This is a genomic window from Bordetella sputigena (assembly GCF_965137885.1).
Classification (GTDB): Bacteria; Pseudomonadota; Gammaproteobacteria; order Burkholderiales; family Burkholderiaceae_B; genus Bordetella_C; species Bordetella_C sputigena.
On record NZ_CBCSCA010000012.1, the window covers coordinates 26,915 to 40,090 of the forward strand.

General features: G+C 66.6%; 12 protein-coding genes. 4 read left to right on the forward strand and 8 right to left on the reverse strand.

Annotated features, from left to right (window positions below):
- Positions 1 to 472 precede the first annotated feature (472 nt).
- Complete coding sequence (locus ACNA0R_RS20925; RefSeq protein WP_415828000.1) at positions 473 to 2,770, forward strand: phosphocholine-specific phospholipase C; 2,298 nt, start codon at positions 473 to 475, stop codon at positions 2,768 to 2,770.
- 157 nt (positions 2,771 to 2,927) lie between these two features.
- Here the strand turns inward: ACNA0R_RS20925 and ACNA0R_RS20930 are convergent, their stop codons facing one another.
- The 7 genes from ACNA0R_RS20930 to ACNA0R_RS20960 all read right to left on the reverse strand — a co-directional run bounded on the left by ACNA0R_RS20930 (position 2,928) and on the right by ACNA0R_RS20960 (position 9,504).
- Positions 2,928 to 3,086, reverse strand: a complete 159-nt coding sequence (locus ACNA0R_RS20930; RefSeq protein ID WP_415828001.1) for a hypothetical protein — start codon at positions 3,084 to 3,086, stop codon at positions 2,928 to 2,930.
- A gap of 10 nt (positions 3,087 to 3,096) precedes the next feature.
- Positions 3,097 to 4,611: a YifB family Mg chelatase-like AAA ATPase gene (locus tag ACNA0R_RS20935; RefSeq protein WP_415828002.1), complete on the reverse strand. Its 1,515-nt coding sequence runs from the start codon at positions 4,609 to 4,611 to the stop codon at positions 3,097 to 3,099.
- A gap of 88 nt (positions 4,612 to 4,699) precedes the next feature.
- Positions 4,700 to 5,677: a tripartite tricarboxylate transporter substrate binding protein gene (locus ACNA0R_RS20940; protein WP_415828003.1), complete on the reverse strand. Its 978-nt coding sequence runs from the start codon at positions 5,675 to 5,677 to the stop codon at positions 4,700 to 4,702.
- Positions 5,678 to 5,751: 74 nt separating this feature from the next.
- A complete protein-coding gene (locus ACNA0R_RS20945; RefSeq protein ID WP_415828004.1) occupies positions 5,752 to 6,822 on the reverse strand; it encodes an Ldh family oxidoreductase in 1,071 nt (356 codons plus the stop codon).
- Between the two features lie 21 nt (positions 6,823 to 6,843).
- Positions 6,844 to 7,764: an SMP-30/gluconolactonase/LRE family protein gene (locus tag ACNA0R_RS20950; protein WP_415828005.1), complete on the reverse strand. Its 921-nt coding sequence runs from the start codon at positions 7,762 to 7,764 to the stop codon at positions 6,844 to 6,846.
- Positions 7,765 to 7,810: 46 nt separating this feature from the next.
- Positions 7,811 to 8,122 carry a DUF4387 domain-containing protein gene (locus ACNA0R_RS20955; RefSeq protein WP_415828006.1) on the reverse strand — a complete coding sequence of 104 codons (312 nt, stop codon included), beginning with the start codon at positions 8,120 to 8,122 and terminating at the stop codon, positions 7,811 to 7,813.
- A 20-nt stretch (positions 8,123 to 8,142) separates the two neighbouring features.
- Positions 8,143 to 9,504 (reverse strand): acyclic terpene utilization AtuA family protein, encoded by a 1,362-nt coding sequence (locus ACNA0R_RS20960; protein ID WP_415828007.1) that lies wholly within the window; start codon positions 9,502 to 9,504, stop codon positions 8,143 to 8,145.
- Between the two features lie 304 nt (positions 9,505 to 9,808).
- On the opposite strand from ACNA0R_RS20960, the gene ACNA0R_RS20965 reads away from it, so the two are divergent.
- Positions 9,809 to 10,777: a LysR substrate-binding domain-containing protein gene (locus ACNA0R_RS20965; RefSeq protein ID WP_415828008.1), complete on the forward strand. Its 969-nt coding sequence runs from the start codon at positions 9,809 to 9,811 to the stop codon at positions 10,775 to 10,777.
- Between the two features lie 130 nt (positions 10,778 to 10,907).
- Here ACNA0R_RS20965 and ACNA0R_RS20970 read toward each other — a convergent pair whose 3' ends face one another.
- Positions 10,908 to 11,225 carry an accessory factor UbiK family protein gene (locus tag ACNA0R_RS20970; protein WP_415828009.1) on the reverse strand — a complete coding sequence of 106 codons (318 nt, stop codon included), beginning with the start codon at positions 11,223 to 11,225 and terminating at the stop codon, positions 10,908 to 10,910.
- A gap of 243 nt (positions 11,226 to 11,468) precedes the next feature.
- On the opposite strand from ACNA0R_RS20970, the gene ACNA0R_RS20975 reads away from it, so the two are divergent.
- The gene (locus tag ACNA0R_RS20975; protein WP_066347801.1) at positions 11,469 to 11,807 is read left to right on the forward strand and encodes a P-II family nitrogen regulator; all 339 of its coding nucleotides are present in this window, start codon (positions 11,469 to 11,471) and stop codon (positions 11,805 to 11,807) included.
- 33 nt (positions 11,808 to 11,840) lie between these two features.
- The gene (amt, locus tag ACNA0R_RS20980; protein ID WP_086064325.1) at positions 11,841 to 13,079 is read left to right on the forward strand and encodes an ammonium transporter; all 1,239 of its coding nucleotides are present in this window, start codon (positions 11,841 to 11,843) and stop codon (positions 13,077 to 13,079) included.
- Positions 13,080 to 13,176: the final 97 nt, after the last annotated feature.

Sequence of the window (13,176 nt, forward strand, 5' to 3'; positions counted from 1 at the left end):
GATTCTCCAGCCTACGCTGAAGCTGGAAAGCCTTTGATTATATGGCATTTTTAGCCGGCCTGTCCAACCCCGCCGGCACATGGTGCCAACACCGCCGGCGTGGCCGGGTCGGGAGCCGGCGCCCAGGGACAGAGGCAAATTGCAGTCGTATTTCAACGCGGCGGTGTAGCGCCTAGGCGACGACCCGCCCGCCTCGCGCGCAATTTCCCAATTCGAAACACTTTTTACGCCACACGAGCTAATCCCTTCCCGGCCGCGCGGCGGAGCGCCCGGCGGCCACGCGCCTATCCCCTCGCCAGGCAATGTCAGCAATTGTTACTTAAGTTGCGGAATCTGCCCACACTACGGCCGTCCCGGGCGACTGCGCCGCCCGTTCCGAAGACTCGCCAATCAACGGTCACATCCCATCCCTAGGCTCTGTCGCGTCGCCGATTCCGGCGGCCTCGCAGCCACGCCCAAGGAAACGCATCCAATGACTTCCCGCCGCCAGTTCCTACAGAACGTCGCCACCACCGGCCTATCGGCCGCCGCGCTGGCCACCTTCCCGCCCGGCATCCGCCGCGCCCTGGCCATACCCGCGCATCGTGACACCGGCACCATCAAGGACGTCAAGCACGTCGTCCTGCTGATGATGGAAAACCGGTCCTTCGACAGCTACTTCGGCACGTTCCGCGGCGTGCGCGGCTTTGGCGACCGCTTCGCGGCGCCGGCCGCCAACGGCCAGAACATCTTCTACCAGACCTACAGCAAGACCAGCCCGCCCACCACCTACACCCCCTATCACCTGGATGAAAACCAGGGCAACGCACAGCGCGCCGGCAGCACGCCGCACAGCTGGGCCGACACGCAGGCGGCGTGGGACCAGGGCCGCATGAGCAACTGGCCGGATGCCAAGAATCCGCTGTCGATGGGCTATTACGAAGAAGCCGAGGTGCCCTTCCAGCGCGCGCTGGCCGAGGCCTTCACGCTCTGTGACCACTACCACTGCGGCATGCATACCGGCACGATCGCCAACCGCCTGTTCTATTGGACCGGCACTAACGGTCCGAACGGCCGCGATCCGGCGGAAGGCGGCCCGGTTAACGTCGCCGTGCTGAACAACCAATACAACGGCGGCAACGACATCGGCCCGTCCACCGAAGGCTGGACCTGGACCACCTACGCCGACCGGCTGCAAAAGGCGGGCGTATCCTGGAAGGTCTACCAGAGCCTGATCGACAACTACGGCTGCAACGAGATGATGAGCTTTCGCCACTGGCGCGCCGAAATCGAGAAGATGCCGCCGTCGCGCCGCCCCGTCTACGTGCCCAAGACCGACATCACGCAGGACGTGAACCTGGCCGGCCCGGCCTACGATCCGCTGACCGACGACGCGCTCAGCCCGTTGGCCAAGGGCTTCGCCAACACCATGCCACAGGGTTTCCTGGAAACTTTCCGCGCCGATATCCAGGCCGGCAAGCTGCCGGAAGTATCGTGGATCATCGCGCCGTCGGCCTATAGCGAGCACCCCGGCCCGTCCAGCCCGATCAAGGGGGGCTGGTACGTGCAGGAAGTGCTGGACGCGCTGACCGCCAACCCGGACGTCTGGAGCAAGACCGTCCTGCTGATCAACTACGACGAGAACGACGGCTTTTTCGACCACCTGCCGCCGCCGACCGCGCCGTCGCACAATCCGGACGGCAGCCTGGCCGGTGGCGCCACGCTGCGGGCCGAGGACATGGCGGTCGAATACCACAACTACACGCCGGCGACGCCCAGCCAGCCGGCACAGGACGGCCGGCCCTATGGTCCCGGACCGCGCGTACCGATGTGGGTGGTTTCGCCCTGGAGCCGCGGCGGCTGGGTCAATTCGCAGGTCTTCGACCATACGTCCACCCTGATGTTCCTGGAGAAGCGCTTCGGCGTGAAAGAGCCGCAGATCAGCAAATACCGCCGCGCGGTGTGCGGCGACCTGACCAGCGCGTTCAATTTCGACAACCCCAATAACGAACCGCTGCCCGTGCTGAACGGCAGCGCGACCAAGGATCAGGTGGACGCGCTAACGGCGTCGCAGCAAAGCGCGCCCAAGATCACCCCGCCGACCACGCCCAATATGCCGGTCCAGGCCAGCGGCATACGCCCGTCGCGCGCCCTGCCCTACGAATTGGGCCTGGAGGTCGACACCGACGCCCGCCGCGACCAGGTGACGCTGAAGTTCGTCAATACGGGCGACGCCGGCGCGGTCTTCCATGTGTACGACAAGCTGCACCTGGATCGCGTGCCGCGCCGCTACGTGGTGGAGGCGCACCGCTCGCTGCAGGACGACTGGGCGGTGAGCGCCGACAATGGCAAGTACGACCTGTGGATCCTGGGTCCCAACGGATTCCACCGCCATCTGGCGGGAGACCTGGGCGTACAGGATAAGCGCCGCGCCGCCGCGCCGGAGATCGAATTCGAGCCGGACGGCCGTAGCGGCAATGTGCGCCTGACCGCCCGCAACGACGGCGACCGTCCGGTGGAATTCACCGTCAAGTCCAACAAGGCCTACGGCGACCTGCGGGCCCGCGGCGGCGACTTCGACCTCAACCGGCGCAATGGCGCATGGACGGCCACGGTGCGCCCCGGCCGCCAGGCCATCATGACGCTGGTGCTGCGCGACACCGGCAACTGGTACGACCTGCTGGTGACGGCGGATTCGGACCCCAGCTTCGTGCGCCGCGTGGCGGGCCGCATCGAGACGGGCCGCCATTCCGTCAGCGATCCGGCCATGGGCTTGGCGGACGGGTTCTGAGCCGTTCCAGCCTCCCATTGGTACGCGCCGGCCTGGGTCGGCCGGCGCGGCCGGTCCCGACCGCTCGGCCAGCAATGCCAATCCCGTGCAGGGATGGCGGGACGGTCCGAGCAAACCTGCACGCCGCACCGTGCGGCGCGCATGGCCGCCGGCGCGATCACCATCCCGTATCCGGGTAGTTGGGGCCGGCATAGCTGAAGCCGTAGCGCCAGGCGTCCCCGTTCACGCGATGCGCGGGATCGGCGGCGCAGCCGCTCAATAGCATCGCCAGCAGGATGGCGGCAATGGCAGCGCGGGCCTTCGTTCGGTCATGCATGTTCATCTCCTCATGATGGCTGCCGTAACTGAACGCCTTCGGCGATATGACTGGGACCGACTATATCCGAGCCTTGCAGATCGGCCGCGGTCCTGGCCACCCGCAGCACGCGATGCGCGGCACGGCCCGAGGCGTTCAGGCGGATCATCGCCTGCCTCAGCAAAGCGCGGGCCTCGCCGGTCAACCTGCAATGCTGATCCAATTCACGCGCATCGAGCCGCGCATTCAGTTTGCCTTGCCGGGCCTGCTGCCGCTCGCGGCAGGCCACGACCCTTTCACGTACGTGCGCCGAAGGCTCGCCGGGCGGGGCGTCCATCCAGTCGGCCGCTGGCGGCGGCAGCTCCACCTGCAGATCGATGCGGTCCAGCAAGGGGCCGGACAGCCTGGCGCGGTAGCGATCCGCCTGCTCCGGCGTACACCGGCAGGCAATGCGCGGATGGCCACGCCAGCCGCATGGACAGGGATTCATGGCGGCAATCAATTGGAAGCGCGCGGGATACTCCAGCGTGCGGGCCGCGCGGGCGATCGACACGCGGCCGGTTTCCAGCGGCTCGCGCAAGGCCTCCAGCGCGCGGCGGTCGAACTCCGGCAGTTCGTCCAGGAACAGCACTCCATGATGGGCCAGGCTGATTTCGCCGGGGCGCACGCGCGAGCCGCCGCCCACCAGCGCCGCCGCGGTGGCGCCATGATGCGGCGCGCGAAACGGCGGCCGCAGGCTGAAGGCCGCATCGCCCATCGCCAGCCCGGCGATCGCGGATACTTCCAGGGCCTGGACATGGGCCAAGGGCGGCAGCAGCCCAGGTAGCCGATGCGCAAGCATGCTCTTGCCCGCGCCGGGCGGTCCCACCATCAACAAGCTGTGCCCGCCCGCGGCCGCGAGCTCCAGCGCGCGGCGGGCGCCGCCCTGCCCTTTTACCTCGGACAAGCAAGGGCCTTCCGCCACGACAGGCCACGGCGCGGGTTGCGCGACGGGCAAAGGTGCCTGCTCGCATAAATGGGCCACCACGTCGGCCAGCGTCCCGGCGGACAACACCCGCAATCCCGGCACGTGGGCGGCCTGCGCCGCGCTGGCCGCGGGCAGGATCACCGTAGCGTCCGGCTGGTCGCGCGCCACGCCCAGCGCGATCGCCAAGGGCGCGGCCACGGGAACCAGCACGCCGGTCAAGGAAAGCTCGCCCGCCATGACCAGCCTGGACAGCGTGGACACACCCTTCCCGCACAGCAATTCCGGCATGGCGATCTGACCCGAGGCCAGCAGGACGCCCACCGCGATCGGCAGATCGAAGCGCGCCGATTCCTTGCGCAGGTCCGCCGGCGACAGGCTGACGGTGAGCCGGCCGGCGGGAAACTCGAAACCGCTGTTCTGGATCGCGGCGCGCACGCGCTCGCGGCTTTCGCGCACCGCCACGTCGGCCAGGCCGACCACCGCGAACGACGGCAAGCCCGCGGCCAGGTGTGTTTCAACGTGGACAGGCGCCGCGTGCAGCCCCACCAGCGCGCGGCTGTTCAAGACCGCAAGACTCATGGCTACGCTTGTTCAAACGGAAAAGCGCAGTATGAAAAAAAACCGCCATCGAATGTGATGGCGGAGATGAAATTGTCACGCGTAAAACTCAATCCACCTTCAAATTACGCTCGCGCACGATAATCGCCCAACGGTCGATTTCCGCATTGGTGAAGGCCTGGAATTGCGCCGGCGTGCTGCCCACCACATCGATGCCCGCGCCGCTCAACTTTTCCTTCACGTCGGGCATCTGCAAGGCTTTCCGGATGTCGGCGGAGATGCGCTCGACGGTAGCGTCGGACATGGACGCCGGCGCGTACACCCCATACCACAGCACGGTTTCGTAGCCGGCCAAGCCGGCTTCCTGCATGGTGGGAACGTCCGGCAAGGCAGGCGAGCGGGTTTTGCCGGTGACCGCCAATGCCTTCACCTTGCCGGCCTTGACCAGCGGCAGGCTGACCGGCAGACCCGGGAAATACAGCTGCACATCGCCCGCCGCGGCCGCCGTCAGCGCCTGCGAACCTCCGGTGTACGGTACATGCATCATCTGCAAATGGGCCATCGTGGCGAACAGCTCGGCCGCCATATCGTCGGCATTGCCGATACCCGCGGAGCTGAAGTTCAGCTGGTTGGGCTTGGATTTGGCCAGGGCGATGAAGTCCTGCAGGTTCTTCACCGGCAGCGTCGGAGTCACCACCACCACGTGCGGCATGGCGGTCACTTGCGAGACCGCCTTCAGGTCCTTGCGCAGGTCGTACTTCAGGCGCGGATACAGCGACGCGCTGACGGTAATCGCGTTCTGCGCGATCAACAGCGTATGGCCGTCGTCGGCACGGGCGACGTGCTCGGCGGCGATATTGCCCGCCGCACCGGCGCGGTTCTCGACGATGACAGCCTGGCCCCACAGCTCCGCCAGCTTGGGGCTGATGGTGCGGGCGACCAGATCCATGCTGCTGCCGGCCGCCAGGCCGGACACGATGCGCACGGTGCGCGTCGGAAAGTCGGCCGCGGCCTGGGCCGACGCCGATGCGATCATGGCCTGCGCGCACAGGGCGACGCCGGCCTGGATGATCAGTCTGCGGTTCATGGAATCTCCTCCTTTTTTTTGGGGTCCCGCCCCGATTGCACGTGAGACGGCCGATGCGGCCGAACTCGAAAGGGTCAGAATGGATACGGCACGCCGGCTTCGCGCGCCACGCGCTCGACGTCGGCCAGCGTATCGGCGGGCAGCAGCAGGCCATTTGCGCGGTTTTCCGCGTCGGCCTGGACTTCCATCTCGCCGGGGTAATAGACCTGGCGATGCCCCGGCGCCACCGGCACATCCTTCAGGGACGCGATGTACTCGTCGATACGGCGGTTGAATTCCTCGATGGGCTGGAATGCCGCCACATTCAAGGCGATCATCAGATGCCCCGCCCCGCTGCGATTGACCGGATCGTAGGGACCATGCACGCGATCCAGGAACTGGCTGCCCGACAGCACGCCGGACAGGACGTCGACCATGACGCCCATCACATAGCCCTTGTGCCCGGCCATGGGCAGGATGAAGCCTTCCAGCGCGGCCTTGGGATCGGTCGTGGGGTTGCCCTGCGCGTCGATGGCCCAGTGCGGCGGGATGGGCTCGCGCCGCTTGTTGGCCAGATAGATCTTGCCGCGCGCCACGCCCGAATTGGCCATGTCCATCACGACCGGCGGGTGGCTGCCGCCCGGCGCGGCGATGGACCAGGGATTGGTGCCTATCTTTTTCTTCAGGCCGCCCCAGGGCGCCATGTTCGGCCCCGCGTTGCTCATCAACATCATCACGCAGCCCTGCTCCGCGCCAATGCGCGTGTAGTACATGCAGGTACCGAAGTGATTCGAATTGCGGATCGAGACCACGCCGACGCCATGCTTGCGCGCGCGCCCCACCGCTTCGTCGACGGCGCGGCGCGCCACGACCTGGCCCAGGCCGTCGCCGCCGTCCAGGACGGCGACCGCGCCGGCATCCACTGCCAGGCGGGTTTCGGTGACCGCCTTCATGGCGCCGGAGCGCAGGCGGGCGTAGTACCAGCCCAGGCGCAGCATGCCGTGCGACTGATGGCCCCACAGGTCGGCCTGCACCAGCGTATCGGCCGCCAGCAAGGCGTCCTGGACCGGCACGCCGGCGCTTTCGTAGACGGCGGCGGCCAGTTCGCGCACGCGTGCGGGGTCCACGCGTTTTGCGCCCGCCTGGGCGGATGTGGTGTCTTCCATGATGATTCCTATGAGTCGTGTTCAGTCCGCGTGCGAATACATCGGCCGGCCCGGCGTATCCATGCGCGCCACCAGCACGCTGCCGGTTTCCGATTCGGTGATGAACAGGTCGCGATTGTCCTTGCCGCCGAAGGCAATATTGGTCGTCATGTGCCCCATGCAGGAATCGATGCGCAGCAGCGGCTCGCCCCGTGGCGAGAACTTCCACACCGCGCCCATGCCGGCATGCGCGACATACAGATTGCCGGCCTGGTCCACCGCCATGCCGTCCGGCCCGGCGCCGCCGGACATCTGGATGAACAGGCCGACGCGGGTCAGCGACCGGTCCGGCAGCACCATCGCGCGCCACACGCAATTGCCGCGCGTCGCGGCCACGTACAGCAGGGTTTCCGCCGGGTTCATGACGATGCCGTTGGGACTGGGCACGTTGTCCAGCAGGCATTCGAAATAGCCATCGGCGCCCTGCCGGTAAACCCGGCCGGACGGATCCTGCAGCCCCGTCTGCCCCTGGTCGGTAAAGTACATATCGCCATTGGCGGCGAAGAACAGATCGTTGGGGCCTTTGAAGCCTTCGGTGCGCGCCCGGCGGATATAAGGCGTTACGCGGCCGGCGTCCGGGTCCAACAGCAGGATGCCGTTCTTGTGATCGGCCACGAAAATGCGGCCGTCGCGGTGGATCTTCAAGCCGTTGGGCTCGCCGTCGTATTCGACCAACTGGGTGACCTCGCCGGCGGGCGACACGCGGAAGATCAAGCCGAAGGCGATATCGACCAGATACAGATTGCCCTGCCTGTCGAAGGACGGACCTTCGATGTAGCTGTCCGTGGCGCGCGTGCCCTTGCCGGCGCGCAGGCGTTCTTCCGACAACTGGCCGGCCTTGCGATATCGATCGGGTATGCGCGTGAAGACCTCGGTCTTCATCACCGGGGGGGCGGCGTACATGTCGGTCTCCTTTTTTCGTTCGCGTCGCGCGGCGACGCTTCCCGCGCTACAGCGGCAGCTCCAGGTCCAGCAGCGGCGCATGCTGCTGGGCGCCGTAGACATCGGTGTCGCCGATGGCGCCGGACACGATGCGGCGCGGCAAGGTCGCCTTGAAGGCGAGCGCCGGCGGATATTCGGTGAACAGCACGTCTTCAGGGGACACGCCGTACAGGGCGGCGATGCGTTCGCGCGTGATCACGCCGCAGCGGCGCACTTTTTCGAAGGTTTCCGCGTTGTCGAACATGATGTCCAGCGTCAGTTCGAAGGGGCCGGCGTTCTTGCTTTTGCAGGCCTTGGCGATGTCTTTCAGTTTGATCATGGAAGGGCTCCCGCACAGGCCTAGAGGGTCTCGTACTCGATGGGAAACATCCCCAACGGGTCGTCGGTGTGGATCACGTGCTGCATCGTGAACTCGTACACGGGCCCTCGTTCGATGTCGGAGGGCGAGAACGGGAAGGCCATATTGCCCTCGCGGCAAAGGCGGCCAGGAAAATCGCTGTGCAGCAGCGTCACGCGGGTCAGGGCCAGCGCGGCATTGGCGATTTCCTGGGTTTCGCCCACCACTTCCGCCAGGATGCCGATCTCGTGGCTGCGTACATCGCGCAGCGGCTCCCACTCGCCCATCACGCCGTCCTTGCCGTACAGGCGGATGACGATGCGGTAGCGGTCGCGCGGGATGCCCAGCGCCGCTATCTTGGTGTGCGCGGCTTCAGTAACCGCGGCGATGAAACTGTCGAGCTGGCCGATCAGGCCCGGATCGCGCGTGCCGGCGAAGGCGATCGCGCTGTAGCCCGAGCGGGCGGCGGCTTCCAGCTTGATGGTATAGGGCGCGGGCTGCCAGACCATGCCGGAGATGCGCACGCGGCGATCGGAAAGCGCCTGCATGACGCAGGCGCTGGTATCCAGTACGCCGCCCGGTTCGTAGCGCACGATGGGGCTGGCGCTTTCGTGCAGGGCCTGCACCGATACCGACAAGGGCGTGCAGCGCAGCTCCGGATTGGCGGGCTCGACTTCCACATAATCGGATCCGACCGTGGCGATCAGGCAGTCGTGCTTTTTCGGCAAGGCGGCATTGCAGGCGCATTCCAGCAACTTGCCCGCGTACCACGCCGGGCCCGGCGGAATGCCGTGATGCGTGGCCAGCGCGACCCAGGGCGCGGGGTCGGTGCCGCGGCCGGCCAGGATGACCTGGGCGCCGGCTTGCAACGCCGCCAGGTGCGGTTCAGGGCCCATCATGCCGACAATGCGTTCGGCGCGGTCCACCGTGTCTACGCTCAAGGGGCCGGCCTTGCCCAGCGGGCGCACGCGGCCGGCGCGGATGCCGGCCTTCAGCGCTTGCTTGTCCTGCTCGGCGTGGATCAGGGCCATCTTGAAATGCATGCCCTCTTCACGCGCGATCTCGCGCACCAGCGCCGCGCAGGCCTGCAGGTGCGGTTCGCCGCCGGCGCCGCCGCAGGTGCCTATCATCATGGGGATGTTCAGTTCCATCGCGCCGCGCAGCAGCAGGCGGATGTCGCGCTTCATCTGCAGGGCGGAGTTCAGTGTCTTGCCGGAACCCAGGTAATGCGGACCGGGATCCGAGCTGCCGCCATCGACCCCTATCATGTGCGGGCGCGCCTTCAGGGCGGTCTCCAAGGAGGCTTCGGGGAAGCCATAGCCCAGAATTCCGCTGGCCGAAACCATGCGCACTTCGTTTGTCATGTGTCTACCTCCCGCGCTTTTGTGGAATGATGTCGGCTCGCCGCGCGCCTGGCCGGCCGCCGCCTTGCCGGCCACAACAGACCGGCACTTTCGCCCCGGCGACCGGCGGCGACAAGCGATCATTCAAGAGGGGGGGCATGCTGATTCGGCACGGCCGGTCAGGCACGGCCGGTCAGGCACGGCCGGTCAGGCGGGGCCGCCTAGGCACGGCCGGTCAGGCGGGGCCGCCTAGGCGCGACCGCCCAGGCCGCGCGTGCAGCCAAGGCCGCAAAGCACCCTGCACCCGTACACACGGAGGAGACACATGAACCCGAGCAGCGCGCCCGACGCAGGCGACGCAATCGATTCCCTGATGCGCAGGCTGGACCTGACATCGCTGCGCCTATTCGTCGACGCCTGCGAAGCGCGCAGCATCGCGGCCGCCGCCGCGCGGGCGTGCATCGTCCCGTCCGCCGTCAGCCGGCGAATTTCCGACCTGGAGAAGTCAGTCGGCGTGCCCCTGCTCTACCGTTCCCCACGTGGCATCACACCGACGGCAGCCGGCGAAACCGTCCTGCGCTACGCCTCCGCGGCGCTGGCCGAACTCCAGCACATGGGCACGGCCCTGGGCCGCTACGCGTCCGGCCTGCAAGGCACCGTCCGCGTGGTCGCGAACATTTCCTCCATCGACCAATACCTGCCGGAAGACATCGCGGCCTTCTCGCAGACGTACCCGGACGTCAGCATCGAACTGGAAGAAAAACGCGGCGGCGAAATCCTGAAAAGCGTGGAAGACGGCAGCGCCGACCTGGGCATCGGCAACGACTGGTACCTGGGCGAAGCCGCCGCCGTCAGCCGTCCCTATCGCGAAGACAGCCTGGTGGCGATCTTCCCCCGCGCCCACCGCATGGCCGGCCTGGGCACGGTCCGCTTCGCCGAGCTGCTGGACGAGCCGCTGATCGGCCTGCACGCCGAAAGCGCCTACAACGCAAAGCTGGTGCAGCAGGCCGCGCTGATAGGCAGGGAAATACGCATGAAAATCCGCGTCAACAGTTTCGACGCCTTGTGCCGCATGGTGCATGCGGGCCTGGGCATTTCATTCGTGTTGAAGCAGCTGGCGGATATGTACCAGGACATCCTCAACATTGCCGCGGTGCCCTTGGCGGAGTCGTGGGCCAACAAACGCATCCTGATCGCCTACCGATCCGAGGACACGCTGTCGGCCTCGGCGCGTACGCTGCTGGACTTCCTGACCCGCCAGTTCCAGACACGCCAGGCGCCCGCCGGCGCTTAGCATGCCGCGTCGCCGCGCACTACTGTCGGAGCGCCGTTCCTACCGTGCTTCCGCGGGCCGGCCGCATGCGCGCGGCGGGCTGCCTCCGGCCGGACAACGCGATATGGCCACCGCGCGCCCGCCGGGGCCGCTATCCCTGTATGGCCGAGCCCGCCGAAGTAGCGGCGGCGGCCGGCGCCGCCGGGGCGGCCTTGGCCTGCGCCGCCTCCAGCGCATTGATGCGCGCCTCAAGCTGGGTGACCTGGGCCGCCAGCTGGTCTGCGCGCGCCACCGTGCGCGCGAGCAAGTCGGCCTGTACGTCGAATTCTTCCCGCGTGACCAGGTCCAGCCGCGAAAACCCCTGCGCCATCATCGCGCGGACATTACGCTCCAGGTCCGCGGCGGGACTGCGGGCGATCAGGTCCGAGATGTTCTTCTGCAGGTCTTCCATCCATTGGGTGGCGTTCATGGCGTCCTCTTACCTATGCCTAAGACAGTCCTCAGTGTAGAGCGTTGCGCCGGGCCTTGCAGCGCGCGCACCCGGAAATGCACCAATGACGAGCATGCCTTCTGACGGTGCGCACCGATGCGGTGCAGTCGGCCACGCCGGCTTGCCCTCACCACGGCAAAACGCCCGCGCCCTCAGCCAAAAAGATGGCATCGATTTTGCTTTAGACGCAGGGCCAACGTGCAACCATGAGAGGAACCAGCCATGAAACTCATCATCGCCATCATCAAGCCCTTCAAGCTCGACGAGGTGCGAGTGGCTTTGTCCGGTATAGGGGTCCAGGGACTGACGGTGACGGAAGTCAAGGGCTTCGGCCGGCAGAAAGGCCACACCGAACTTTATCGCGGCGCCGAATACGCCGTGGACTTTCTGCCCAAGCTGCGCGTGGAAGCCGCCGTGCCGGACAGCCTGGTCGAACAAGCCATCGAGACCATCGAGCAAGCCGCCCGCACGGGCAAGATCGGCGACGGCAAGATTTTTGTCGCCGGGCTGGAGCAGGTCATTCGCATCCGCACGGGTGAAGCCGGCGAAGCAGCACTGTAAACATAAATAAAGACGCTACTGGAGCCATAAGAAATGGATAAAGCAGATATCTCGTGGATGCTGGTCTCGACACTGCTGGTGTTGATGATGGCAGTACCCGGCCTCGCCCTGTTTTACGGCGGATTGGTACGAAGCAAGAATGTGTTGTCGGTCCTGATGCAGGTGATGGGGACCTTCGTCGTCGGCTTGGTGTTGTGGTTCATCTACGGCTATTCGCTTGCTTTCACCGAAGGCAACGCGTTCTTCGGTGGTTTCTCGCGCGTCTTCTTCTCCGGCATGTTCTCGCCGGCCGACGGCAAGTACGCGATGACCGGCTCGCTGACGGAGCTCCTGTTCGCTTCGTTCCAGGCGACTTTCGCCGGCATTACGTGCGCGCTGATCGTCGGCAGCTTCGCCGAACGCGCCCGCTTCTCCGCGGTGCTGCTGTTCACCGTCATCTGGTTCACCTTCGCCTACGTGCCCATCGCACACATGGTGTGGTTCGCTTCGCAGACCGCGCCTGGCCTGATGAACGCCAAGGGCGCGCTGGACTTCGCCGGCGGCACGGTGGTGCACATCAACGCCGGTATCGCCGGCCTGGTGGGCGCTTATGTCATCGGCAAGCGCGTCGGCTACGGCCGTGAAGCCATGCAGCCGCACAACCTGCCCATGGTCATGACCGGCGCGGCCCTGCTGTGGACGGGCTGGTTCGGCTTCAACGCGGGTTCCGCGCTGATGTCCAACGAACAGGCCACCCTGGCTTTCTTCAACACGATGATCGCCACCGCCGCCGCCGTGCTGGCCTGGCTGTTCACCGAATGGGCGCTGAAGGGCAAGCCCTCGATGCTGGGCGCTGCGTCCGGCGCCGTGGCGGGCCTGGTGGCGATCACCCCGGCCGCCGGTCTGGTCGGCATGGTAGGCGCCTTCGTCATCGGCATCGCCGGCGGTGTGATCTGCGTCTGGGGCGTCAACGGCCTGAAGCGCATGCTGAAGGCGGACGATGCGCTGGATGTGTTCGGCGTGCACGGCGTGGGCGGTATCACGGGCGCCCTGCTGACCGGCGTGTTCAACGCGCAAGTCCTGGGCGGCCCGGGCCTGAAGACGGCCGGCGAAATCGGCGGCCAGCTGTGGGTGCAGTTCGAAGGCGTCGTCCTGACGCTGGTGTGGTCGGGCGTCGTTGCCTGGATCGCCTACAAGATCGCCGACATGGTCTGCGGCCTGCGGGTACCGGAAGACGTCGAACGCGAAGGCCTGGATACCACCTGCCACGGTGAATCCGCCTACCACAGCTGATACGGCTGATCGGTCCAGGAAAGACCGCTGGAAAGAAGAAGGCGCTCCGTAAGGAGCGCCTTTTTTATGCCCGGGGTTTATGCCCCGGGTTTGGTAC

Bases quoted from the DNA above. Each gene is read 5' to 3' on its own strand.
- ACNA0R_RS20960 (WP_415828007.1), bottom strand. From the start codon at position 9,504: ATGACAAACGAAGTGCGCATGGTTTCGGCCAGCGGAATTCTGGGCTAT.
- amt (WP_086064325.1), top strand. From the start codon at position 11,841: ATGGATAAAGCAGATATCTCGTGGATGCTGGTCTCGACACTGCTGGTG.
- ACNA0R_RS20965 (WP_415828008.1), top strand. From the start codon at position 9,809: ATGAACCCGAGCAGCGCGCCCGACGCAGGCGACGCAATCGATTCCCTG.
- ACNA0R_RS20970 (WP_415828009.1), bottom strand. From the start codon at position 11,225: ATGAACGCCACCCAATGGATGGAAGACCTGCAGAAGAACATCTCGGAC.
- ACNA0R_RS20925 (WP_415828000.1), top strand. From the start codon at position 473: ATGACTTCCCGCCGCCAGTTCCTACAGAACGTCGCCACCACCGGCCTA.
- ACNA0R_RS20975 (WP_066347801.1), top strand. From the start codon at position 11,469: ATGAAACTCATCATCGCCATCATCAAGCCCTTCAAGCTCGACGAGGTG.
- ACNA0R_RS20930 (WP_415828001.1), bottom strand. From the start codon at position 3,086: ATGCATGACCGAACGAAGGCCCGCGCTGCCATTGCCGCCATCCTGCTG.
- ACNA0R_RS20935 (WP_415828002.1), bottom strand. From the start codon at position 4,611: ATGAGTCTTGCGGTCTTGAACAGCCGCGCGCTGGTGGGGCTGCACGCG.
- ACNA0R_RS20950 (WP_415828005.1), bottom strand. From the start codon at position 7,764: ATGTACGCCGCCCCCCCGGTGATGAAGACCGAGGTCTTCACGCGCATA.
- ACNA0R_RS20955 (WP_415828006.1), bottom strand. From the start codon at position 8,122: ATGATCAAACTGAAAGACATCGCCAAGGCCTGCAAAAGCAAGAACGCC.
- ACNA0R_RS20940 (WP_415828003.1), bottom strand. From the start codon at position 5,677: ATGAACCGCAGACTGATCATCCAGGCCGGCGTCGCCCTGTGCGCGCAG.
- ACNA0R_RS20945 (WP_415828004.1), bottom strand. From the start codon at position 6,822: ATGGAAGACACCACATCCGCCCAGGCGGGCGCAAAACGCGTGGACCCC.